Annotated in this window: 22 protein-coding genes; 12 read left to right on the forward strand and 10 right to left on the reverse strand. The window is 43.7% G+C overall.

What is annotated here, in order from left to right:
* Positions 1-327 precede the first annotated feature (327 nt).
* From H0R92_RS13340 to H0R92_RS13365, 6 genes are read right to left on the reverse strand one after another with little or no spacing between them, the layout of a single operon-like run.
* The gene (locus H0R92_RS13340) at positions 328-1113 is read right to left on the reverse strand and encodes an ABC transporter ATP-binding protein (protein ID WP_432965924.1); all 786 of its coding nucleotides are present in this window, start codon (positions 1111-1113) and stop codon (positions 328-330) included.
* Positions 1110-2129, reverse strand: coding sequence for a FecCD family ABC transporter permease (locus H0R92_RS13345; RefSeq protein ID WP_432965927.1), 1020 nt, complete (start codon positions 2127-2129; stop codon positions 1110-1112). Before H0R92_RS13345 ends, H0R92_RS13340 begins: the two co-directional genes overlap by 4 nt.
* Positions 2126-3232: an ABC transporter substrate-binding protein gene (locus tag H0R92_RS13350; protein ID WP_432965930.1), complete on the reverse strand. Its 1107-nt coding sequence runs from the start codon at positions 3230-3232 to the stop codon at positions 2126-2128. Before H0R92_RS13350 ends, H0R92_RS13345 begins: the two co-directional genes overlap by 4 nt.
* A 51-nt stretch (positions 3233-3283) precedes the next feature.
* Entirely contained in the window at positions 3284-4480 is a 1197-nt protein-coding gene (locus tag H0R92_RS13355) for a nitrogenase component 1 (protein WP_432965933.1), read from the reverse strand.
* Positions 4477-5745: a nitrogenase component 1 gene (locus H0R92_RS13360; protein ID WP_428769390.1), complete on the reverse strand. Its 1269-nt coding sequence runs from the start codon at positions 5743-5745 to the stop codon at positions 4477-4479. Before H0R92_RS13360 ends, H0R92_RS13355 begins: the two co-directional genes overlap by 4 nt.
* Entirely contained in the window at positions 5735-6493 is a 759-nt protein-coding gene (locus H0R92_RS13365; RefSeq protein WP_428769388.1) for an AAA family ATPase, read from the reverse strand. Before H0R92_RS13365 ends, H0R92_RS13360 begins: the two co-directional genes overlap by 11 nt.
* 223 nt (positions 6494-6716) lie before the next feature.
* On the opposite strand from H0R92_RS13365, the gene H0R92_RS13370 reads away from it, so the two are divergent.
* Together H0R92_RS13370 and H0R92_RS13375 are read left to right on the forward strand one after the other, a co-directional pair.
* Complete coding sequence (locus tag H0R92_RS13370; protein ID WP_432965938.1) at positions 6717-8066, forward strand: glycine--tRNA ligase; 1350 nt, start codon at positions 6717-6719, stop codon at positions 8064-8066.
* Between the two features lie 17 nt (positions 8067-8083).
* Positions 8084-8872, forward strand: coding sequence for an aldo/keto reductase (locus H0R92_RS13375; RefSeq protein ID WP_432965941.1), 789 nt, complete (start codon positions 8084-8086; stop codon positions 8870-8872).
* Positions 8873-8882: 10 nt separating this feature from the next.
* On the opposite strand, the gene H0R92_RS13380 is transcribed toward H0R92_RS13375, so the two are convergent.
* The 4 genes from H0R92_RS13380 to lepB all read right to left on the reverse strand — a co-directional run bounded on the left by H0R92_RS13380 (position 8883) and on the right by lepB (position 14640).
* Positions 8883-10151 carry an HD-GYP domain-containing protein gene (locus H0R92_RS13380; protein WP_432965944.1) on the reverse strand — a complete coding sequence of 423 codons (1269 nt, stop codon included), beginning with the start codon at positions 10149-10151 and terminating at the stop codon, positions 8883-8885.
* Between the two features lie 215 nt (positions 10152-10366).
* Complete coding sequence (locus tag H0R92_RS13385; protein WP_432965947.1) at positions 10367-12262, reverse strand: motility associated factor glycosyltransferase family protein; 1896 nt, start codon at positions 12260-12262, stop codon at positions 10367-10369.
* A gap of 19 nt (positions 12263-12281) precedes the next feature.
* Positions 12282-14150, reverse strand: a complete 1869-nt coding sequence (locus H0R92_RS13390; RefSeq protein ID WP_432965950.1) for a penicillin-binding protein — start codon at positions 14148-14150, stop codon at positions 12282-12284.
* A gap of 1 nt (position 14151) precedes the next feature.
* Positions 14152-14640, reverse strand: coding sequence for a signal peptidase I (lepB, locus tag H0R92_RS13395; RefSeq protein WP_432965952.1), 489 nt, complete (start codon positions 14638-14640; stop codon positions 14152-14154).
* A 46-nt stretch (positions 14641-14686) separates the two neighbouring features.
* Here lepB and H0R92_RS13400 point away from each other — a divergent pair, with 46 nt between their 5' ends.
* From H0R92_RS13400 to H0R92_RS13445, 10 genes are all read left to right on the forward strand, one after another.
* Positions 14687-15847 (forward strand): peptidoglycan DD-metalloendopeptidase family protein, encoded by a 1161-nt coding sequence (locus H0R92_RS13400; RefSeq protein WP_432965955.1) that lies wholly within the window; start codon positions 14687-14689, stop codon positions 15845-15847.
* 16 nt (positions 15848-15863) lie between these two features.
* Positions 15864-16109 (forward strand): hypothetical protein, encoded by a 246-nt coding sequence (locus tag H0R92_RS13405; protein ID WP_432965958.1) that lies wholly within the window; start codon positions 15864-15866, stop codon positions 16107-16109.
* Entirely contained in the window at positions 16106-18421 is a 2316-nt protein-coding gene (locus H0R92_RS13410; RefSeq protein ID WP_432965961.1) for a polysaccharide deacetylase family protein, read from the forward strand. Before H0R92_RS13405 ends, H0R92_RS13410 begins: the two co-directional genes overlap by 4 nt.
* 1 nt (position 18422) lies before the next feature.
* Entirely contained in the window at positions 18423-19571 is a 1149-nt protein-coding gene (gene dgcA, locus H0R92_RS13415) for a diguanylate cyclase DgcA (RefSeq protein WP_432965964.1), read from the forward strand.
* 58 nt (positions 19572-19629) lie between these two features.
* Complete coding sequence (gene nudC / locus H0R92_RS13420; protein WP_432965967.1) at positions 19630-20433, forward strand: NAD(+) diphosphatase; 804 nt, start codon at positions 19630-19632, stop codon at positions 20431-20433.
* Positions 20430-20927 carry a hypothetical protein gene (locus tag H0R92_RS13425; protein ID WP_432965970.1) on the forward strand — a complete coding sequence of 166 codons (498 nt, stop codon included), beginning with the start codon at positions 20430-20432 and terminating at the stop codon, positions 20925-20927. The genes nudC and H0R92_RS13425 overlap by 4 nt, the downstream gene beginning before the upstream one ends.
* Before the next feature lie 78 nt (positions 20928-21005).
* Positions 21006-21773, forward strand: coding sequence for an SH3 domain-containing protein (locus H0R92_RS13430; protein ID WP_432965973.1), 768 nt, complete (start codon positions 21006-21008; stop codon positions 21771-21773).
* A 150-nt stretch (positions 21774-21923) separates the two neighbouring features.
* Positions 21924-22436, forward strand: coding sequence for a hypothetical protein (locus tag H0R92_RS13435; RefSeq protein WP_432965976.1), 513 nt, complete (start codon positions 21924-21926; stop codon positions 22434-22436).
* An 8-nt stretch (positions 22437-22444) separates the two neighbouring features.
* Positions 22445-23188, forward strand: a complete 744-nt coding sequence (locus H0R92_RS13440) for a hypothetical protein (protein WP_432965979.1) — start codon at positions 22445-22447, stop codon at positions 23186-23188.
* The coding region (locus tag H0R92_RS13445) for a hypothetical protein (RefSeq protein WP_432965982.1) at positions 23161-23543 on the forward strand (383 nt) is incomplete at its 3' end. The genes H0R92_RS13440 and H0R92_RS13445, both read left to right, overlap by 28 nt.

The raw sequence follows: 23543 nt of genomic DNA on the forward strand, positions 1-23543 counted from the left end.
ACCGCCGGTCAAAAAATCGGCTTAAACTGTCCTAAAATGTGGGGTCAGTTCATTCTATTATGCCCCCCCCCCCCCCCCCGAATGTCAAGAGCGGAATTCCGTAAAAGGGCATAAAAACTCACGTCCTGTGAGTTTTTATGCTATATAAGGATGTATCCGCCGTCCATGGCGGATATAAAAGCGTACATCTTTGTGCGGCAGGGATTATGTGTACACTGCACCTCGTGTGCAGTGTACACCTTGAGTTTTGCTTTGCAAAACTCCTCACATAAAACGTTTTCGTACATCCGTGTACGGGATTTTTCAAAGAATTAAGATGTGCCGGTTCTATGCGCTGACGGGGATAACGCAAGTATAGGTTTCTTCTTCTATAAGCACATCGCGCAGGCGGACTTTTACGTTAAAGGCGTCGATGAGATTTGCCTCGTTTATAATCCGTGCGGTATCTCCGTATAAACATTCGCCGTTTCGTTTTAAAATAACCGTGCTGTCGGCTATTTGGATTGCGTGGTCGGGATAGTGGGTGTTTACGATAACGCTTATGTTTTTTGTGCGCGATAAATCTTTTATCGTGTCCAAAACGGTCAATTGATTTTTAAAGTCAAGGTTTGACTCCGGTTCGTCCAATACCAAAAGCTGCGGGTTTGCGGCAAGGGCGCGTGCTATAAGCACCATTTGCAATTCGCCGCCGCTCATTTCGCTGCACAGCTTGTTTTGTAAAAAATCGATGCCGATGTCTTTCATGCAGGCAAGGGCGGTGCGGCGGTCTTCATCGGTAGGCTGGCGGAAAAAATCCAAGTGGGCCGAGCGCCCGAAGGTTACCATTTCGAGGGCCGTGTATGCAAAGGTTGACTGTTTTGCCTGCGGCACATAGGCAACCTTGCTCCAAAACTCTTTGGGCGAATAGTCGCGTATGTTTTTGCCGTCGAGCAGGGTGCATCCGCTGTTCCATTTCAGTAAGCCCATTAAGCATTTTAAAAGGGTTGTTTTTCCGACACCGTTCGGGCCGAGTACTGATAATACTTTTCCCTGATGCAGGGTAAAACTTATATTGTCTATAATGTTTTTTTGTCCGCCGTATGAAAAGCGGCCGTTTTGAACTTCAAAGGTCATGATTGTATTCCTCCCGTTTTTTTTAAGAGAAAGATAAAAAGGGGCGCTCCCAAGGCGGCGGTTAAAATTGACACGGGAATCTCGGAGTTGATAAGGCTGCGTGCCGCCGTGTCTATAATAATCATTAAAACGGCTCCCAAACCGACGCTTGCGGGAATAACAAAGCTGCTGTTGTTGCCGAAAATCATACGTGCGATGTGGGGCACCAATAAACCCACCCAGCCTACTTGGCCGCACATGGAAACGGTTGAAGCGGTGATGAGGGTTGCGCTGAACATGGTAATAAGGCGCACCGCTTTTACGTTTACGCCTAAGGAGCGCGCTTCGTCTTCGCTGAAGGTAAGGATATTCAGCCGCCAGCGTACGCTCCATAAAAGAAGCATACCGATTGTAATAAAGGGAAGGCCTATGATAAGGTGCGAGTATTTTGCGCTTGCCATGCTGCCCATAAGCCAAAAGGTAATGGCCGGCAGCACTTCTTCGGCGTCGGCAAGATATTTTGCCAAAGATACAAGGGCTTGGCTCAAAGACGATACGGCCATTCCTGCAAGTATAATCATAATGATATTGCTTTTTCCGCCCTTTTTATTTTTTCCGATAAGGACGGTTAAAAACAAAGCCGCAATGCCTGCCGCCAATGCAAAAAGCTGTACGAATAAGGCGTTCAGCGAAAAAAGCAGGGCGGCAACCGCTCCGAAAGAGGCGCCCGATGCCACTCCGAGGGTATCGGGGGTGGCAAGGGGGTTTGAAAACAGGGCTTGAAAGGCCGCCCCCGCAACGGCAAGGCCTGCTCCTGCAAAGGCGGCAAGCAGTATGCGCGGCAGCCGTATTTTAAACACAATCGAATGCAGTTTCGGCTCGGCGCTCATACTGTCGGCATAATTAAAGAGCACCGAAAGCATTTTATTCAAGGGAACGTGATAGCGGCCTATATTAAGGCACAAAAGTGCGGTAACAAAAAATAAAACGGCTAATACCGATATGCCTATATAAAATTTTCGGTGCTCTTTTGTCATTTGTACTTCCCGGCGCTTCTTGAAGGATTGAATATCGTGCGGATATCTTCTTCGGTTAAATCGATTTGATAAAATTTTTTGTAAAACTTTTTGGTTTCTTTGATAATATCAATGTCCTTAAAGAGTTCCGGCTGGTTGTGCGTTGCCAGCCACTGTAAAATAAGGGGAGTGTCGGAAGCCGGCGGAAAGCCGCGGTACATGCCTAAGGGGAATTTGTACACCTTTTTGTTTTTTACCGCTTTGATTTGACTCCAATCGTGGTCGCCGATTTTGTTTTCGATTAAATCTTCGGGCATACGCGGGCTGAAGTTGGTGATATAAATGATATCCGGGTCCCACTGTATAATTTGCTCCATGTTGACCGGAGCAACGCCCTTTAAATCTTCTGCGACATTGACGGCTCCGGTTGAGGTAAGCCAGTATTGACCGAAAAACTGACTTCCCGAAACCGTGAGCGCGCTGTCGTTGTAGTTAAACAAAATCATTGCGCGCGGTTTGTCTTTTGCGTCGATTTTTTCCAAACGCTTTTGAATATCGGCATGTACTTTGTGTCCGTATTCTCCGATACCTGCGGCTTTGTCTTCTTTATCCAATACTTGTCCCAACAAGTCTATCCATTTTTCAAAGGTAACGACGCAATCGTAATCGAATTTGCGCGCGCTGAACCCGACTGCATTAAGGCCGGCTTCACGCAGTTTTTTGCTCATTTCGGGTCCTGCGCCGTGGAAAACAACGTCGGGTTCCAAATTGAGCAGGGCTTCAATGTTCAAATCGTTGCCGTTTGTAAAGGCGGTTGAAGCCGATGTTATTTTGGGGAAGGTTTTTTCAAGCAAAGAGCCCCGTGCGGCCGTCATGGAAGCCGGCGGAATGCCCACCAAGCGGTCGGCGGATCCGTCGAATACGCAGAGTACAGAGGGCAGGGGCAAAAGCTGGTGAATAACGATTTTATTGATTTCGCCGGGGATTTCGACGGTTTCTCCGTTATGATCGACAACGGTTCTGAGGGCCGCCTTGGTATCGGCGGCTTTTTTTGTTTCTTTGCCGCATGAAACGAAGATAAAAAAGAATACGGCAATTCCCAAAAGTACGGTATATTTTTTCATTTTATTCTCCTAAAAAATTCTATATAGACGGGCAAGCCTGTGTTATGCCTGTCATTGTTGTACGCGGCCGATTTTTGTACAAAAATCGGTTAAAATGTCATCACCTCCCTTTCCTATAAATTGCCGTGCGTCTTTTCTATAAAATTTACTTGAAATACCGAAATGCGGCATTTCCATAAAATCAAGGTTGTCCCTGTGTTTGATAAGTTTTTTAAAAAACGGGTCCGCCGCTATGATTTTAAAGCGCGGATCGTTTATATGTTTTTTTATTTCTCCCTCGTCCCGGAGTTCCGTATCTCCTTTTTGTACAATGCGTTCATAAAAACCGAATACGCAGCCGGTTTCGATTCCGGTAATATGATATTGATGTTTGAGGGCGTGTCTGAGCGAATTGCAAAAAATCTGTTCGCCTGCAAGCAATATGGAAGCCGAGCCGCTTGGGCCGTCCTCAGGTTCGGCTCCCCACACGCGGTTTTCCCGCTCAGTGCACACCGTTTGCAATTCCCGTATAAAACCTGCAATTTCCGCCTCTCCTACGGGATAACCTGCTATAAAGGGCTGTTTTTGTTTTTTGTACAGATAATCGGCAATTAAAAAGCCCGATTGCGACACGGCGATATTTGCCTGCGCCGCGTATAAGTTTTGCACGTCCTTTGTCGATAGTTTTTGCATAGCGCAAAAATTGACCGTATAACCTGCATCTTTTAAAATCGCTTGCAGGCTTTCCATGTTTTCGTATAGTACAAAATCGATGGGGTTTGCCCCGATAATGTTTACGCTTTTTTCCGTTACCGCACTGTCGCTTCGGGCGAATTTATCTATGAGTTCTTTCCATGTAATAAAGATTCCCCTGTCGTAGTACGAGGTTCCCGTTGTTTCTATACCGATTGACGGAATGCCCGATGCGGCCTCCAATTCTTTGGCAAGGCCCTTTAAGTCGGTACCGATGAGCATGGGAACGGGGGTGCCGACCAGGGCCGTAAGTTCGGGATTGAGGCTTTTTATTGCGGCAAGCATTTTATCGGTCAATATGCTGTCGTCGCCCAATACGGCGTCCATTTCGCGCATGCCGGAACAAAGTATGTTTTTTTCGGAATTGTACCAGCGCGGTTCGTCATAGCCGGTATAATTGCCCGTACAGCCTGCCGCGTCATGCATGGCGGTAAGGGCGTTAAAATCGAACATAACCGAAGCGGCGCCCGAGTAATCGGGGGAAAAAGGCGGAAGCCAAATGCTTAAATTTTTCATATTACCAGTCCGTATTCCTTTATCATTCGTTCCAAGTCCGCTTTTTGATTTAAAGCATCGCTCATCATATCCGCAAGGCGGCGCACACCGTCAAAGCCGAAAAGTCCGTCGTCGTTTACGAGGTTGACCACGTAATCGGAAGCGGATATATAGCCCGATTGAAAACCGAGCGCCAAACTTTCAGGCAGGCGCTTGTCGAATTTTAAAATATCGTGGTGCTGGGGTTGTACGATTTCCACTTCAGGATGCGCCGATACGATTTCGTCATAAGCGGCTTTATCGGGCGGAATGCATTGCTGTGCAAAAATCCGCACTACATTAAAGCCGTAGTTAAGCAATACGCGGCCGAGCGAAAAAGGGCGGCGCGTACACGAATCGTCAATAATAACCGGAAGGCTGCCGATTTTTTCTTTTGCCCTTTGTACGGCTTTTTCCGCCTGTTCGATGTCGGCGCTAAAGTCATACGCGGTACTTTCGGTGCCGGTTTGTGCGCCGAAAAAGGCCGCTATGCGTGCATATTGTTTTTTTATTTCTTCTTTGTCATAACCGATAAAAACGGGAATATAGGGAATGCCGGCTTTTTTTTCCATTCCTTCGCAGGCGAACTTTCCCGCAGGAGAAAACAAGAGGTTAAGCCGGCTTTGTTCCATGCGCTTAAAGTCTTCAAAAGTTTTACACTCGCCGATATGGCGGACATATTCGATACCCAGTGTTTTTAAAAAGCGGTACAATTCGCAGCTTTTTTCGATGCCGGCAAAACAGCCTATCAGGTTCACTGCGGACAGTTCGGTATCGTTTTTTTCAAGCAAACCGTATACGGCGTGCAGGGTGCTTATCATCGGCGGATGTTTTTTATCCAAAGAAATGGGATTCATGTGGCCGAATATAAAACGGACGGCAGGATGTAAGCTGTGCAGTTTTTCGGCTACGGCTTCGTGATCGGTGCCCAAAAAGTCGTCAATGCAGCTTACGACGATGAGTAAAACCTTCGGCTTTGTATCCAACGCTTCAAGCAATTCACCGCATGCTTGAATGATTAAATCGTCATAACCGTCTACAATATCGCTTTGGTCTACATATAAATACGACAACCGTTCTTTTTGATTTTGCTGATAGGCCCCCAAAGCTCCGTGCCTTCCGCACGCGGCCGGGCATACAAAAAGCTGGTGAGATTCGGGAAGCATCATCGCAACCCGTACCAAACCCCAATCGCCGTGGGCGGGAGATGTGTAGTGCAGGGTGTTTTGAAAATGATTACAGCACATCTTCGGTTACCTGTAAGATGACGGAACTTAAATCCTCGTATTCTTTTGCCATAGCCGAATCGGGAAGGGCTTGGATAACGGTTTTACCTTCTGTTTCGGCTTCCTGAACCGACCGGCTGCGCGGCAGGGTTTTTAACACGGATGTGTTCATCTCCCGTGCCGCCCGGGCGACAATCTCATCTTCGTTTTCTATATTGCGCTTATTTAAAATCAAGCCGGCACACTTTGCATAGCCGCGGGACGCAAAATTATGCACTGCGCGTAAAATATTGTCGGCGGCGTATAAGGCCATCATTTCACCCGATGTTACAATGCACACGTCTTTTGCATACCCGTCGCGTATGGGCATGGCAAAGCCGCCGCATACGACATCTCCCAAAACATCGTAGAGTACGATGTCGGGTTTATATGTTTCGTAGGCGCCCAAATCTTCAAGGGTATCAAAGGCGGTGATAATGCCGCGTCCTGCACAGCCGATTCCGGGAGTAGGGCCGCCCGATTCAACGCACAATATGCCGTTAAAGCCCGTAAACACGACGTCCTCAAGACTGATTGATTTTTTTTCTTTAAGCGAATCCAAAACCGTAGGAATTTTTTTCCCGCCCATAATGTTTCTGGTCGAATCGGCTTTGGGGTCGCAGCCGATTTGCATTACCTTGTACCCCTTAACGCTTAATGCGGCCGATAAATTGGAAACCGTAGTCGATTTTCCTATGCCGCCCTTTCCGTATACAGCGATTTTACGCACACTGACTCTCCGAGAATATTAGTCTTGTATAACTTTTTGAGCCAAAATATAGCCTATGACGGTATTAATGTCAATAAGTTTTTATGTTTTTTACGCCCCTGTACACGCTTGCCTTTTCCGTGATATACTGTACGGACTTCAAAAGCGCTCTCTTTGTTCGGCAGCCGGGGCTTCCGTGTCGGCTGTGCCTGCAGACGGCATTTGGAGATGTACAGGAGTTTTTATGGAAGATCATGCAATTTCGATGGAAAAAATAGTCAGTTTGTGCAAGAGGCGCGGCTTTGTGTTTCAGTCCTCCGAGATTTACGGCGGGCAGGCGGGCGCTTGGGATTACGGCCCCTTGGGCATAGAACTGAAAAAAAATATACAAAACGCATGGTGGAAGGAAATGACCCAGCTGCACGACAATATCGTCGGTTTGGATGCCGCCATTTTAATGCATCCGCGCGTATGGGAAGCTTCCGGCCACGTTGCAAACTTTTCCGACCCCCTGGTTGACTGTAAAAAATGCAAAATGCGCTACCGTGCCGATACGATGGATCAAAAGGCTTTAGCCGAAAAAAAATGTCCGGCTTGCAGCGGCGAATTGACCGAACCGCGCGAATTCAACCTTATGTTTAAAACCCACATCGGGCCGGCCGAAGATACGGCAAGTATCGTCTACCTCCGCCCGGAAACCGCTCAGGGTATTTACGTCAACTATAAAAACATCATTCAATCGAACCGCATGAAGATTCCTTTCGGTATTGCGCAGGTGGGAAAGGCGTTCCGCAACGAAATCGTTACAAAAAACTTTATTTTCCGTACCTGCGAGTTCGAGCAAATGGAAATGCAGTTTTTTGTAAAGCCGGGCGAGGACGATAAGTTTTTCGAGTTTTGGCGCAATGAACGCTGGGCCTTTTACAAAAAATACGGCGTGCGTACGGACAAGCTCCGCTGGTATCACCACGAAAAGCTTGCCCACTATGCAAAAGACGCTTACGATATCGAATACGAGTTTCCGATGGGCTTTCAGGAATTGGAAGGGGTGCACAACCGCACGGACTTCGACTTAAAGCGCCATACCGAATATTCGGGAAAGGACATGCAGTACATCGATCAGGATAACGGCAACGAGCGCTACATTCCCTATATTATCGAAACCTCGGCAGGCCTTACGCGCAACGTATTGATGTTTTTGTGCGATGCTTACGAAGAAGAAAAGGTCGCGGACAAGGGGAACGACGACGATTGGAGAACGGTGCTGCGCTTTCACCCGAAAATCGCCCCGGTTACGGTTGCGGTGCTGCCCCTGATGAAAAAGGACGGCTTGGCGGAAATCGCTCAGGAAATCCGAAACGAATTAAAAGACGACTTTGTTACCGATTACGATCAAGCCGGTGCCATCGGTAAGCGCTACCGCCGTCAGGATGAAATCGGCACGCCCTTTTGCGTTACGGTCGACTACGAAACAAAGGACGACAACAGCGTCACCCTGCGTTTCCGCGATTCGATGGAACAGGTGAGATTGCCCCGTGCGGCTTTGGCCGAACGATTGCGCGAAGAAATCAAAGGATACAGCCGGACAAACTGAGCCGTGCCCGATTTGTTATGGAATACATACGTTTGGGAAAAACAAATCTTGTCGTAAGCCGTGTTGCCGTAAATACGGAAAATTTGATGAATGCGGTACAAAGCGGAGCGATCAGCGGGGCGGAATTTGCGGATATAATAAAATGTGCATATGAGGGCGGTATTAATTTTTTTAATATCTGTTTACCGGTAAACGCTCCGTTTATATATGCCGATTTAAATGCTTTGCTCTGTGAAGTTCGCAGCAGCATTCGGCTTTCGTTTTTAAGTAAAGCCAAAACGGGCTTTGAGTTGGAACGGGAAGTGCAAAATGCTCTTGAATGTTTTCAAATCGATTCCTTCGATTTATATAAAATTCAGGATCCGGGTTTTATACCCGTTCCGAACGGAGAAGACGGTTTATACGATGCTTTGGAAAAACTTCGGCAAAGCGGCAAGATTTTGCATACCGGTTTTGTATCGGATAATTTAAACCGTATAAAGGATATCGTTTTTTCCGATTTTTATGAAGCTGTACTGTTTCCGTTTAATTTTTTATCCGAGGATGTGTACATGCAGTGCGCCGATATCTGCATGGAAAACGGTTTGGTTTTTTTGGCCGATAAACCCCTTGCCGCCGGCAAGATAAAAAATATACCCCTTGCCGTCGGTTTTTTCAGGCGCAGCGAACATGCCTTGCCCTTATGGAAAATCAAAGATAAAGAAGAATTGCAGCAAATCCTATACTTTGAAAAAAATCCGCCGGCGATAGACGAACAGTTTTTTAAAGACCTTGCCGAAGAAAAAGAGCGCTTATCGTTAACATAACCCGGATTGCTTATGAAGCAACCCTTGCTTTTTTAGACGGCATGGATTTAAGTAAATCGGTCATTTCACTTTCGGTAAGGGCGCGTGTTATACTTAAATCGCGACCGCCGGGTTGAACAAGTTTCGGCTCCCCGTTTTCATCCGTTTCGTTTATAAGCTCTATAACCGGATTTTTGGGATCCAAGGGATTCACATCGACGCTCATTCCTATTTTTCCGTCCGAAAGATACACATATGTTCCGAGCGGGAATAAAGAAACGCTGTATAAAAGGGCTTTTATAACGGATTCGTCATATTGATTTCCCGTATTTTTTAAAAGCTCTATCATTGCGGCGTTGTTATTTTGGGGTTCTTTATACTGACGGTGTGCGGTCATCGATTCGAAGGTACAGGCAACTGCAATAATTTTTGCATACATGGAAATCCTGCCCCCGTCCAGCTTTTGCGGATATCCTGAAGTGTTTTCTTTTTCGTGATGTTCCAAAACGCCCAAACAAATGCTTAGAGGAAAGTTATAACTTTTAAGAATGTCATATGCAAGAATGGGGTGGGTTAATAAAGCTTTTTTTTCACTGATTGTTAAAGGTTTATCCGTCATATACAATTGGGGGGGCAATTTAAGCATTCCCATTTCATGCAATACGCAGGCAACCCCTAATTCTATCAGTTTGCTCAGCGGTAAGCTTAATTGCAAACCGATGCTTATAGCGATAATGGTCGAGCGCAGGGAATGTGTAATTATAAAATTTTTATCTTTTAAACCGGCCGACTGTATCGTCCGCAAAATATACCGGGTGTTGTCTTTTACAAATATGCACATATCCTGAATATTTTTAGAAAGAGCCTTTAAATCAAGTTCTTTATGCGTTGCAAAGCGTGTATAAACCCTTTCAACATAGTCAAGATATTGATTATAGACTTTTTCCACAACTTCAAGACGTTTTGCCTGCATTTCACTTGTGTTTTCTTTTTCTGTGGAAACGGCATCTATAATCGATTGTATATCATCGGTTATAACCGATCCTACTTTTCTTGTTTCAACTTTTTCGTTTTGTTTTTTTATTTCGGCTTCTTTTTCCGCTTCTTTGTCGGCTTCATTGGGGACACTTGTCAGCTCGCCGTTTGAAAAAATTTGTTTAAAATCCCAATCGGTCAAAGCTTTGATAAGGGGTTCCGTAAGCGGTGTGATATCGCTTAAAAGAATAAAATTTTTATCCAACACGGCATCGGCCGTTAAAAAGATTCCGGGTTTAAGATCGGCTATATTAAAAGCATTCATTTTTTTCCTATCCTAAGATATTATATATAATATATATAAAAACTCTATTAATCAAGACAATGTATCCGATGGCTTAAAAAAAAAGCTGAAAAACCGCACATCGTTTTTCAGCTTTGTATGTGAGCTGCAACGATGTCTGGATGTCTGACGACTCATCGTTACCTTTTTTGCTCTCATGTAAAGTATCGGTGTATTATAAAAAAACTTAAATGTTTTTATATATTTTTTTTAATAACGGCGATATGGGTATCGATACTGTTTATTATGGTTTTGTACACTTGTTTTGACTTTGCAATATTGTATTTTGCCTGTTCGCTGAAATTTTTTGAAGACGGTTCGGGCGGCAGTTGTTCCGCTATGATTTTTTCGAGTGTCGAAGGAGGAGGAAACACAAGAGAGGCAATCGCAGCCGCCTTGCTTATACGTATTTTTTCGTCGATTTTATCCAGCTCCGTTAGAACCTGCATATATTCCTGTTCGGTTTTACATATTTTCATACACGTCCGTATCGCCGATTCGCTTAAGTTTTTCAGTTCATCCATATCTGCGAGCAGGGAATCTACCGCTTTTTGCAAGGCCGCAGGCAAATCGGTTTGTGTGCCGAAATCGTTTTTGTATGTTTTTTGCGTTTCACCTTCGGCGCCGAAACAAAAGTCTTTTATTTTTTGTTCACGTGCGGGCAATCGTAATACGTTTTCCGCTTTTTCCGGCCGTATTCCCGGAATGCACAATCCTGTAGAAGATAAGGTATAGGTTTTTATGCGGGGAAAGGCGGCGCATTTGCTTTCAAACCACCATGCGTAAAGCTGCATTCGCGCGTCGCTTAAAACGGGGTTTCCGTTATAATCGCAGGTTTTTGAATCGTTTTTGAATGCCGGATTGTTATAGATAACCGATGCGTTTTGCGTTTCACTGTTATGCAATTTTCCGGAAACATAATGCGCGTTTTCTTCAAAAGTGCTGCCGCGCGCATGCGTTTTGTTTGCAGGATACGATAAATCAAGTCCCGCCGTATAAATATGTTGTGCGCCGCAAAAACGTGCAAAATCCCATGCCGTAGACGCAACGGAACCGCCTGCGGCAAGTTTTTCTTTTTTTCCGGTAAATTGTTCGATATAACGTCCGAGCGGAAACATAGATGCACATAACACAATTTTTCGGCATTTAAATCGAAATACGGACGGATAGGCGGCGCTTTCGGTTATTAAAATGCTTTCCGGCGCTTGCAAATCCGCTATGTGACGGGCATTCCAATATTGCGGGTCTACTACAACTATAAAGTGCGGCTGCGTACCCGCACGCAAACACGAACGCAATGCCGTATCCACGCATATTAAAACCATCCGTTTTTTCAGTTCCGGAAGCAGGGGGAGAATGTCATCCAAACCCGGACCTGCAGCCAATATGCAAAACGGCAAAGACGTTCCGGAGTCCTTATATTCGTTTATACCGGTAAGACCGGCGGTAAAACGCAGGTTTTTACAGATGTTTGAAAGCCATAGAGAACCGAATTTTTCCAAAGTCCGTTCATTTATAAGCTGTTTATCCTTGTTGCGTTCTATAAGTTCGCGGATTTCGGAAAAATACTGCTGTGCGTGAGATATCCATGCCTTGTGTATAATAAAACCGCAATCCTGCAACCCGAAATGCTCAAGCACGGCTATAACGCTTTGATGACCGGCATTGAGTAAAAAAACGCACGAAGGAACTTCAAAGACCGTATGCCAATCGAAAAGGGAAAAGCTCCATAAAAGCCGTATGGGATTCGGTTCTATAACCACAATCGTTTTATTTTTATACATAGCCGCCGCTTTTGCCGGTCCGTAGCCGAGTCCCGCTCCGAAAAAAACGATTGTGTCGGCTTTTTTTATGTCATCGGATTGAAGCATTTTTTGAGCTTCGGCGGAAGGATTGTATGCCGAATGTAAAAAAACACCCTTATACGAAGCCGTAATTTCCGTGTTTTTTGCTTCACAAACGAGGATATCTTCTATAGGAAAAAGGACGGTGCCGGCGCCTGTATCGCTTAAGGCTGTGTTTACCGCTTTCTGTAAACTGCGTGCAAGTTCGGGAAAGCGTTTTTCAAAACAAACGAGATTTTCCCTTAACATACTCTGTTGTTTTATTTTGTCATTCAAGAGTGAGTTCAATCGTCATTCCCTTTGTAACGGGGGTTCCGGCAGGAGGATTTTGTCCGACAACCCAGCCTTCGCCTCGGATAATGATATTTACATTTTCGTTCATTAAAAGCGGTGTTAACAATTTTTTAGGTGTTCCCGTAAAATCGGGTAATTTTTCACCGATGGCCGGAATCGAATTCGATTCAAGCCGTATATAGCCGGAATGAGCAAAAGACGGAGCGCTGCCGCGTGCCAAACCGAGATAGTCTATAATGACGTTTGCGGCATCCCCGATAATGGGGGCTACGATTCTCCCCGAAAGCGTTTCGCCGCGCGCCTTTGTAACGACGATATACAAAACTATTTTAGGCTTATTGACGGGAAAAAGAGCCACACAGTTCGATACAAAGTCGGTTGTACTGTATTTGCCGGTTTCGGTATCCAACATTTGAGCGGTTCCCGTTTTGACTCCGATTGAAATATCATCTAAAGAAGCACGCGCACCCGTACCGTAGCGGGCGGTTGTTTCCATACAGCTTAAAATATAATCCGCCGCATCTTTAGAAACGGCACGTTTTTTAAATGCCGGAACATGACGGTATTCTTCCGTACCGTCGGCGTCGGTGATTTTCGATATGAGGGTCAGCTGTGCGGGGATGCCGCCGTTTGCCAATGCCGTTGCCGCCTGCACTATTTGCAGTGCGGAAACCGCTATTTCCTGACCTATCGATATAGTCGGTTTTGAACGGAACGACCAATATTTGTCGGATACGGATTTAAGGGTTCCGCGCGTTTCCGACGGCAATTCGATACCGGTTTTTTCGCCGAAGCCGAAATTCCGTAAACTGCGTAAAAAATCTTCCGCACCGATTTTTTCGCTCATTTGTGCGATTCCTTCATTGCACGAGTATTGAAGAGCTTCTCGAACGCTTACCCTGCCGTGGCTTCCCAAGCAGGTAATTACCGCCCGTTCTCCGCCCGAAGATTTGAGATGATATTCGCCGTCGCATACGAATATTTCATTTTTTCCGACCTTCCCCGAATCGATAAATCCGGCGGCGCTGAATATTTTAAATACCGAACCGGGTTCATAGGCCAGCACTGCCGGACGGTCTATTTGCTCGCTGACGCTTGAAGAAGGATATCGGTTTAAATCCGCTGCGGGTAAGCTTATATAAGAAATAATTTCACCGGTATCGGCTTCTGCTGCCAGCAGCATAAAACTTTCGGCCTTTGTTTCTTCCATGGCGGCATGGGCAATATGTTCGAGTTTGTACTGAAGATTCGCATCGATAGTTAAAAAGATATTTTTACCGGAACTCGGCACACTGCCGTCTTTGGGAGCAAGAACTTGCTGCATGGAATATTCCATGCCCGATAAGCCCTGTCCGGAATCTCCCATAAAGCCGATAACTTGAGAAGCCAAAGTATTTTCCGGATACACACGTCCTTGTATTTTATCTAAGCGGATACCGGTAAGCCCTTTTTCGGCAATAACGGCTTCTATTGCATTTTTTTGATCCGTATTTATCTTTTTTTTCAAGTATAAAAAATCGGACGAAGCGCTTCGTAAAGCGGCGGTAATATGCTGTGCGCTTAAACTCGATACGCCGGCAAGAGATTGTGCAAAGTACTCATAATCTTCAACGGCCGACGGAGTAACCGCTATATGGTAAAAATTGGTTTGAACTGCCAACGGTTTTCCGTTTTTGTCGAATATCGAACCGCGGCGGGGAGCTTCCGTTTTTGCAATAATTTCCGCAGGGGGAGTAAAAGCAAGTTTAACATAGCTGAAAGCGATGTATGCAACGAGCAGTATCAAAACAAAAGAAAAAAAAATGATTCTCGTTTTAGAAAAAAAACCGTTTAATCGCTGCATATTATCTGCCTATTACCTTTCCTAACACGTTTTCGGTGGGGATAAAACCGTAATCGCGGGAATCCACGGAATAAAAACTGTTGTCGCCCAGAGCCAATACGGTTTTTTCGGGAACAACCGTATCGAATTTTATACGCTGATATTGTTTTTCCGTAAGCGGATATGTTTTTTCTCCCACAGATAAACTATACTCGGAATCCGATGAAAATTCCAGTACTTCTCCCGCACATGCGGCGCAGCGTTTTATAACGGGTTTGCCCTTATACATATATACGATAATATCGCCGAGCGCGGGTTCTTTCCATTGAAAAAGCAGCGAAGAACCGAGCGGTTTCGGTATACCGTATGCAAGCTTATTGATACATATAATTGAATTGTCTTTAATAGCCGGTTCCATTGAAGTTCCTGCAACCTTTACAATATCGATAACAAAAAGTTTTACCGCAATACCTATACATATACCCGAAATTAAAAAAAAACGCAGCTTCATATTCAATATTCTAATATGAACATCCTCTTGTGTCGATAGTCTATATATGGAAATTATCAGTTGTTTTGACTTAAAACAAGTCTATGCTTCCTGCGGCACACTCACAATGGAAGAAATGCTCAGCTTACAGCGGCCGAACAGACGGTTTGCGGAAGCTGCGGGTAAAAATATTCGCAGTTTTTTTATACACGGAATAAAATATGCGGAAAATCTCGCATGTACGCTTGTAAAAGCAAAAACGGTTTTGTTAGCCGGTTTTTTACTGCTGCTTGCAAGCGCCGCCGCCGTCCGATTTTTAAATTATATATACAGCTATGCCGCCCCCTTTAGATTCGATGTTTCCGTTCAAACCGACAGTACGATATTGGGCGGAAAAATGAGAAATTTTGCTTTAAATTCCGGGGCGGAATTCGACGGAGAAGGAAATATTTCGCTTGCCGACGGCGGCGAAGCTTCCGCTTTATTTAAAATGCCGGTAACTTACAGGGAATATACCGTGCGTGCAGGCGACAGTATTTCTTCCATTTCCAAACGGTTCGGTTTAAATAATATATCAACGCTCATAGCGGTAAACGGCATAGACAATGTCCGCTTATTACGAGCCGGTCAAAAATTGCGGGTTCCGTCTATAGACGGTCTTTTGTATACCATCCGTTCCGGCGACAGTTTGGATTCGATCGCCAAAAACTACGGTGCAAGTATGGAAGAAATACTTGATGTAAACGAATTGTCTTCTGATGTATTGTATGCCGGCACAAATCTTTTTATTCCGGGGGCGCGTTTAAGCACCTCGGCTCTAAAAAAAGCTTTAGGGGAATTGTTCGGCGCACCTCTTGCCGTTCGTTGGCGTATTTCTTCCCCCTACGGATGGAGAGCGGATCCCTTTACCGGCGTACGGACATTTCATACCGGCATAGATTTGGTTGTTCCGCACGGTACCTCAATAAAGGCCGCTATGTCGGGCACAATTGCCGCTTCCGGGTATTCAAATATATACGGGAATTATGTTATAATAAATCACGGGAACGGTTACCAAACCCTGTATGCTCATATGTTTACGTCATCGGTAAAAAACGGTCAGTATGTTGAACAGGGAAAGCATATAGGCTATGTAGGAAATACCGGTTACTCGACGGGGGCGCATTTGCATTTTTCGGTGTATAGGGACGGAAAGCTTATTAATCCTTCCCAAGTACTCAAGTTTTAAAAACGGGAGTTTATATATGCAATCGGTAGGCGTGTGCCGTTTTTGCGGCCGAACGGTTGACGGTTCTTTTATTTTTTGCCCCTGGTGCGGCTTTTCCCGTATCAACGGTGAACGTGCCTTTCCCGCCGGCGGCGAGGTTTTTCAGCGCTTGGAAGATTTACAGGAAAAAAGCGTATCCGGCCGTATAAGTAAAATGGAGCAGTCATTAAATGAAATAGAAAAAGACGTAATTCGTTTTATGGAGGCTGCCGAAAAAAGATGAATAAAAAAAATAAAATCTTTTTACCCCTTTTTTTGTGTTTATTCTTTTTAGTCCTTGTGCATATGCCGTATTGCGCGTATGCACAAGTTTCATTTGCGGATATTGACTTAAATAACGACGACGGGCTGCTTTTTTCCACACGGATAAAACAGGGAACTCTATCATGGAATAATCTGTATTCGGCAAAACTGAATCCGAATAAGCACGAGCCTAAAGCGATACGGGATGAGCCGAAACTTTTAACCTGTTTTCCGCAAAAACTCGATTCCCTGCAAAGCGGAAAATTCTTACAAATAAGAAATGCCGACGGTGTATTTATGTACGGCTTTGCAGCTCAAACCTTAACTTGTTTATCTTCAACGCCTTCTTTATATCCTCATCCGTCATTAAAGGCCCGGATACGCGATAATCTTATGGAAACCGCAGTAAGTCCGGACGGAAATTGGATATGCTTGTTTCGGAAAAAAAACGCAGTATCGGGCAGTATTGTTTTATCTTCAACTCAAACGGGTAAAGAGCTTGTTTTGGTAGAACAAACCGATTTCAGTTTTACCGACATACCGGTATTGTGGTCGCCCGATTCCGAAATATTGATTTATGAAAAAGAAAACAAATTATATTTTATTCAGCCGAAAAATGCTTTTGACCCGGCTTTGGCCGATGAAAAATTTCGTACTGTCGGTGAGGGGAATATTTCCTGTGTGCATTGGATCGGTCAAAAAAAACTGGTGTATATACAGGGATATTTGATATTTTCTCTTTTTTCGCATGAATTATACACACGTGCTTTATATTCGGCCGTTTTGGGAACCGGAAAAATTATCGGACGTTTGCCCTGGTATTTTAACGGAAGGGAAGATACCTTTTGGGCGGATGAAACCGGAAAACGGTTTGTAATAATACAAGCGCATAAAAATATTTTTTATTTTGACATTGAAAAAGGAATAAATGTATATAATTCGGCATTTTTGCCCGTAAGCGATGCAGCTTCGGCTTTTTACGTTTTTTGGACTCCGCATAGCGCAGTGACCCCGCATACGGTGCGCAGCGAAGCTAAAACGCTTCCGGTTGTTTGGGTTGAATATTTTGCTCCCGACGGAACGCAAAAGAGTGCTGTTTATGCGTTGCAGCCTCCGCGCAAAACATCCGATTCCGAAATTCCGGCACGGTTTGCCGATTTGCAGATTCCCCCCGCCGCTTTAAAACCCGCACTTTCTCCGGATAAAAAAAGAATAGCCTTTTGTGCGGACGGAGTATTGCATGTATATTCTTTAGATACATGGAAGGCTGAGTTTGCATATGCCGACGAACGGGTTATTTCTTTTGCATGGCGCAATTCTTCTTCGTTGTATGTCGGCGGTGAAGAAACCGTCCGCTTATGGAATTGCAGCGACGGTACAAAAAAAGTGTTGTTTTTATCGTCCGCAGATAAATTTTCTTGGAATGAAAACGGCGACTCGATTTTTGCCTCCGTTTCCGCCGGTACCTTCAGATATAATGAAGATACACATACCTGGATTGCGGAAGCACAGGCAAATATGCGCAAAAAACAAACAATGAACCGTAAATGGCGTATTTTATTTGAACAAAAAACATCGGCTTTTTATGACAATGTTATAATTGTGCGCTCCCTTCAGGGCCCGAGCCGCAACCTTCCCCTGCTTACACGTTTTTACGATATAAAACCGCAAAAAGGAAATATCGCCCTTGCCTTTGATGCCTTGGACAGAGCGGAAAGCCTTCCCTATATTTTAAATACCCTGTCGGCACGGGGTTTATCCGCCACTTTTTTTATAAACGGCGAATTTATGCGCCGTTTTCCCGATTCGGTTGCCGCCATCGATACAAGGGGACATGAATGTGCGTCTATGTTTCATACAAGCGTCGATTTATTGTCCGATGATTTTATTGTCGATGAAAATTTTATCCGCCGCGGACTTGCGAAAAATGAAGACGAATTTTTCGAACTTACCGGCAAAGATTTAAAGCTTTTTTGGCATACGCCCTATTGCCGTTTTTCGCCCCTAATCGAACAAGCCGGAAAAAATGCCGGCTACACTTTGATAGAGCGGATAATTTGTACGTATTGCGAAAAAGACAGGTTGCAAGGATCCGGTCAAAACTTCTTTTTTTCGGCACAGCACATTAGCGATATTTGTACGCAGCTATCCGAAGGAACGGTTATTTTGTTCCCCTGCGGATTAGCCGAATCTTGGCGCAGCGCTTCCCTTTGTGATACACTGGAAATACTGATTAATGCAATTTTGGAAGCCGGTTATAATATCGTTCCCGTATCGAAGTTGGTATACTGATATGCAAAGAAGAAAAAAAGAAGATTATCCTTTTTCCGAAAAAGCTCTGCAAAAGTTTGAAAAAAACTTATATGACAATAAACAATTGCTTGAAATTGCAAAAAGTTTATATTCGGTTTTGGATTTGCCGACTTTAATAGAATCGGTTTTATATATTTGTATGTGTCAAATGCGGGTTTCGGGAGCGGCGGTATATATTCATAAAAGTTTTGATTCCGAATTTTTTATTTTGGAAGAAAACTACAATGTACTGCGATTGGATGACCGCAAACCTCTTTTTATTGCAGCCGACCATCCCCTTATCCAATATCTGAGTAAAACGAATACGATTTATACGCTTGATGAATTGTCCGATTTATTCGGCAACAGCGAACCGATAAGGCAATTTACCGATTTAAATCCGTCGTTGATTGTTCCTCTTAATCAAAAAACAATTTTAAACGGTATTTTGCTTTTAGGCGACCGTATTGAAGGGAAAAAAGACATTCCGTATAATGAATACGAAAAAGAGCAAATTGCAACTATAGCATCTCTTGCCGCAATTGCGGTTAATAATGCGGCTTTGGTTGAAATGACGACAACCGATATAATGACGCGTTTAAAATTAAAACATTATTTTCATAAGGTTTTAGCCGATAAACTTGAATTTTCAAAGGATAATGAATTACCGCTTTGTCTTATGATGATAGATGTGGATCATTTTAAAAAAATAAACGATACACACGGTCATGCATGCGGCGATTTGATTTTACAGCAAATAGCAAAAATTATTGTAGACGGAATCCGCGGCCAGGATATGGCGGGGCGTTACGGCGGCGAAGAATTCACCGTTATGCTTTTCGATACGGATAAACAAGCCGCATTTAAAGTTGCCGATCGTATCCGTCATGCCGTTGAAGAACATTTTTTTGAATATCACGGCATAATCATAAAGTCTTCCATTTCCATAGGCGTTTCGATGTTTACACCGGAAACCCCCGATATGTCGGTTCGGGATTTAATCGACCAAGCCGATAAAGCTTTATACGAATCCAAACGGCAGGGCCGCAACCGAGTTACCCTTTACGCTTCCGTTTCCGAACGGGTTGTGCAGGAAAACAGTTTTTTTTCCTTCGGGAACGGTTTGTGGACACGAAACGAAACACAATAATTTACAAAGTAAAAATCGGGGATTTGCCAAAAACGCGGTATCATGTTATGCTGTATATATGGCATTAATCAGTAATCCGGCTCAAGCTGCCGGTCAAAACCTTTTTTTGTTCTCGGAAAATAAATTGCTTGTATGTGCCGGCAATCAAAGTGAATTGCCGCCCTTTGAAGTGTTCGAACGCTGTATGCATCATCATTTTGTCTGCGATTGGCTTTATGACAGCGATTACGAATATACGGCTGCCCGCCTTGAAAAAGACGTACCGGTTTCATCCGATTTTTGCTGGCTTCCCCTGCGTTCGGTTTTTGCCGCCGCCTCTCCGTTTGCTTTTGAAGCTTCGCGCGCCCATGCTTTGCTTAATTGGAAGGGCGGAGTACGTTTTTGCTCCCATTGCGGCAATGCAATGAAAGACGCCGAAGATGAAACCGCCCGCGTATGTGTACAGTGCACAAGGCGTGTATATCCTTCGCTTTCGCCTGCGATAATCGTATTGGTGGAAAAAGAAGGCAAACTGCTTTTGGCAAAACACAGCAGACGCAATACCGATATTTATACCTGTCTTGCAGGTTACGTTGAAGCCGGCGAAACCCTTGAAAACTGCGTTGCGCGCGAAATAAAAGAAGAAACGGGTATTGAAGTAACGAATATACGCTATGTAACCAGCCAAAGCTGGCCCTTCCCGGATCAGCTTATGGTCGGTTTCCGTGCCGATTGGAAAAGCGGCGACATATGCGTTCAGCAAAACGAAATAAGCGACGCCCGATGGTTTTCCAAAGACGCCCTTCCCGAAATTCCCAAACCCGGCTCCCTTGCCTATATGCTCATAACGGGGGCGTTAGAGGAAAGGAGAAATCGGGAATGAAGAAAAAAATAGTATTAATGTGTTTATGTGTGAGTTATACTTGTTTTTTGTGTGCGCAAGAGAAATATGATTATACAAATATTAACAAACTTGTTGATAAGATAGTTAATAATTCAAAGACCGTAGAAGAAAGTATTAAAAACTATGGACAACCGCTTAGTGTGAGGACAACTTCTGCTCAGGATTATGCTCCGAATGCTTTTGAAGATGCAGTAATGCTTTTCCATAAATATAAAAATGCGGAATTTCTATTTTTCATTTCTGAAAAAAATCATAAACATTTTCTAATGGCCTGGGTTATAACGGGAGATTTTGCCTATTTTTCACCGTTGCTGTCAAATAATATGACGATAAACGATGTAAAAAAAATATTTGGTGAAAATATTGCAGTGCCAACAGAGGATGGATTACTCTACGGACTTGATGGTGGGGACGTTTCTTTTGAATTTGTTGATGATTATCTTGTCCATATAAGTTGGTTAGTGGAAGGTTAGAACAATATTACATAGACTAGTGAATGCTTGAGCGGACAAAGGCGGCAACAGTGAACGGTACCGATAGAGGCGGAGATTTTGAATACAGGAATAACAGCTGCGGGTTTTTATGCAGATAGGAATATTTTTAGCATAATCCGGGGTGGACAACAGGAATTCCTAAGCCGGTGGAGGTTTATTTATATGCAAAATAAAAGTTTCTTTTTTTTACTTGTTTTTGCTGTCGTATCTATTCTTTATGCACAAGATGTAGATGGAAATTGGATAGATCAAAGTTTATATGAGAAGATTCTTGAGAAAAAAGAGCCAGTTCCGTGGATAAAGCGAGCTTGTATATTTATTGATCAACAACATCATGAGTTTTATGATGGTCGTTCATGGTTGTTAAAAGATATATATACTGATGATAGATCACAATTAATATTTGTTATCGGAATTGAAAATAATGAGTGGGAAAGAAAAATAATATGTACATTTATTGATAACGATACAGTTTTTTTTGAAGGTGATTTAAAAGGCACTGGTATTCCTTACGGGAAAGAGAATCTATTATATCGCATATCCGGTCCTGCCAAAATACCGATACAGAATGCCGTTTTAAACGACAGCCGTGTTCGTCTTCGCGTAAAGCCGAATTTGTCGTGTGATACGTGGGGTTTTTTAAATAAAGGTGATAAGGTAAAAATAAAGGATAAAAGTGAAGAACCGTTTATAATCGACGGAGAATCATGGTATTGGTATAAAGTAGAAACGGACGATTATCCCGACGGCTGGGTATACGGGAAGTATTTGGATATAGAAGAGGGTAACGAAGGGAAAGCGGACAAGGGAGCGCAAGCTTTCTAAAATGATGCAAATTCTTCCTGTATTTTATTCGTTTTTCCCCGGCGTAACGGATTTTTTCATAGTGTTTATGTAAAGTATGTGGTATAATAGGGGAAAGGAGTTCTCGGCGACTTTAATACCGAAGATAAGTTAAAGACGGCAGGAAACGTTATGAACGTAAAAAAAATAATTGCTATAATTTCCGTATTGCTTATTTTTATGGTATGTGCCGTTTTCGGTGCAGGCGGAGATAATGTCCATTGGTCTTCCCCCTATGGCTATATTGTAGAAAATACGAGTAAAGAAGAAGTTGAGAAATTGTTGGATGAGTTTTGGCTACAACTGAAAAATAAATATGGACTTACAGAAAACAGACCAAAAGACTATATTGAATATATTATATGGAGAAAAGGAAAGCGCCGTTTTCTTATAAACTATGTATATTATATAATTGGTTCAAGGGTAAAAATAGATTTGGATGCTTCATCACAATCTTCAATTTGGAAAAAAAGAAGTTATAATAAATTTTTTATTGATTATGTTTTTGTATACTGGGAGTTTCCTGAAGATTATTTAGAGCAACGTAAAACTTTTGAAATGGAGCTTGATAACTTTATTAATAGCTCAAATTTATCTATAAAAAAGGTTTCAACAGAATCACAAGAATGGAAAACGCAGTGGTAAAGATGTATGTGAAACAGAAGCTTAAAAATACTCATATAAACTTTCCCGGCGGCGAGTTTTTGCCTATGCAAAAACTCGGTAAGCATCCGCTTTCGATAGAAAGCGGTGCGACTATGGGCGGTACCGACATAAGCCTTGGAAGAATCTCGGGGGCATTGGCCGGAGCAAGCCACTGGAATAAGAATAGAGAGATAGAAAAAGCCGCCAAACGGGACGGCTTAGGTAACGCTGCTACAGCCTTGAGAGCACAGTACGGCTTTGGGGACGGTATGCAGCGACTACAGCTTGAAAGCATACTGAAAGGAGATACCGTACTTGCAAGAGGAACGGGCACGGGAGAAGCCGAGACGGTAACCAAAGACGGAAAGCGAACGGTATACTTGGATAACTATAAAGAGACAATGAGCCGCGAAGAACAGCTTGCCATGGGCATAACCTTAGGACACGAAGCGTATAGGGACGGCCTTGTAGGAAGCGGACAACAACAGTTTATGGAAACCGCCCGCGCCGTGATAGGGCATACGGAAATGGCCTTGCGGATGCAGGCAGACCAACGTTACAGTGAGAGCATGGGCAATATCATAGCCGACAGTACTATTTTACAAAAAGACATAGACGCCTATAAAAGCGGCGATATGATGACCATGCTCGGCCATGTAGCGGGCAACTATGATTGGAGTAAGGATTATTGGCTTTTAAAACGTGAAAAGACGGATATGAACTTTTGGATGACGGTGAAAATAATACATTGACCATAGTAGGCATAGACGGGAAAGTAAAATCAAAAACCGAATATGCAGACGGAACCGATATTGTTAGGGCGATAATGCGCAGAACGGGTTGGCAAACGGCTGATATAGCAAAAAAACTTTCAACGGCAGAAAAAATACATACGCCTGAGCAAGATAAGAAAATGCTTGAAGCGAATGCCAAAATAATGGAAAAACATAAATTACAGCCGTTCTTTTTTAAAGATCAGGTTGATTCAGAAATGGCTTGGGATTTTAAATTCATTGAAAACCCCGAACACAGGCCGTATTATTGGTTCGGTGACAGATTGGTGAATGCAGAAAACTTCGGTAATTTGCATTACGGGTATGTCGGAGC

This window comes from Treponema sp. OMZ 840 (genome assembly GCF_050937815.1).
In the GTDB taxonomy this organism is placed as follows: Bacteria; Spirochaetota; Spirochaetia; order Treponematales; family Treponemataceae; genus Treponema_C.

Coding starts and splice junctions, on each gene's coding strand:
- H0R92_RS13340 (WP_432965924.1), bottom strand. CDS start 1,113: ATGACCTTTGAAGTTCAAAACGGCCGCTTTTCATACGGCGGACAAAAA.
- H0R92_RS13345 (WP_432965927.1), bottom strand. CDS start 2,129: ATGACAAAAGAGCACCGAAAATTTTATATAGGCATATCGGTATTAGCC.
- H0R92_RS13350 (WP_432965930.1), bottom strand. CDS start 3,232: ATGAAAAAATATACCGTACTTTTGGGAATTGCCGTATTCTTTTTTATC.
- H0R92_RS13355 (WP_432965933.1), bottom strand. CDS start 4,480: ATGAAAAATTTAAGCATTTGGCTTCCGCCTTTTTCCCCCGATTACTCG.
- H0R92_RS13360 (WP_428769390.1), bottom strand. CDS start 5,745: ATGTGCTGTAATCATTTTCAAAACACCCTGCACTACACATCTCCCGCC.
- H0R92_RS13370 (WP_432965938.1), top strand. CDS start 6,717: ATGGAAGATCATGCAATTTCGATGGAAAAAATAGTCAGTTTGTGCAAG.
- H0R92_RS13375 (WP_432965941.1), top strand. CDS start 8,084: ATGGAATACATACGTTTGGGAAAAACAAATCTTGTCGTAAGCCGTGTT.
- H0R92_RS13380 (WP_432965944.1), bottom strand. CDS start 10,151: ATGAATGCTTTTAATATAGCCGATCTTAAACCCGGAATCTTTTTAACG.
- H0R92_RS13385 (WP_432965947.1), bottom strand. CDS start 12,262: ATGTTAAGGGAAAATCTCGTTTGTTTTGAAAAACGCTTTCCCGAACTT.
- H0R92_RS13390 (WP_432965950.1), bottom strand. CDS start 14,150: ATGCAGCGATTAAACGGTTTTTTTTCTAAAACGAGAATCATTTTTTTT.
- lepB (WP_432965952.1), bottom strand. CDS start 14,640: ATGAAGCTGCGTTTTTTTTTAATTTCGGGTATATGTATAGGTATTGCG.
- H0R92_RS13400 (WP_432965955.1), top strand. CDS start 14,687: ATGGAAATTATCAGTTGTTTTGACTTAAAACAAGTCTATGCTTCCTGC.
- H0R92_RS13405 (WP_432965958.1), top strand. CDS start 15,864: ATGCAATCGGTAGGCGTGTGCCGTTTTTGCGGCCGAACGGTTGACGGT.
- H0R92_RS13410 (WP_432965961.1), top strand. CDS start 16,106: ATGAATAAAAAAAATAAAATCTTTTTACCCCTTTTTTTGTGTTTATTC.
- dgcA (WP_432965964.1), top strand. CDS start 18,423: ATGCAAAGAAGAAAAAAAGAAGATTATCCTTTTTCCGAAAAAGCTCTG.
- nudC (WP_432965967.1), top strand. CDS start 19,630: ATGGCATTAATCAGTAATCCGGCTCAAGCTGCCGGTCAAAACCTTTTT.
- H0R92_RS13425 (WP_432965970.1), top strand. CDS start 20,430: ATGAAGAAAAAAATAGTATTAATGTGTTTATGTGTGAGTTATACTTGT.
- H0R92_RS13435 (WP_432965976.1), top strand. CDS start 21,924: ATGAACGTAAAAAAAATAATTGCTATAATTTCCGTATTGCTTATTTTT.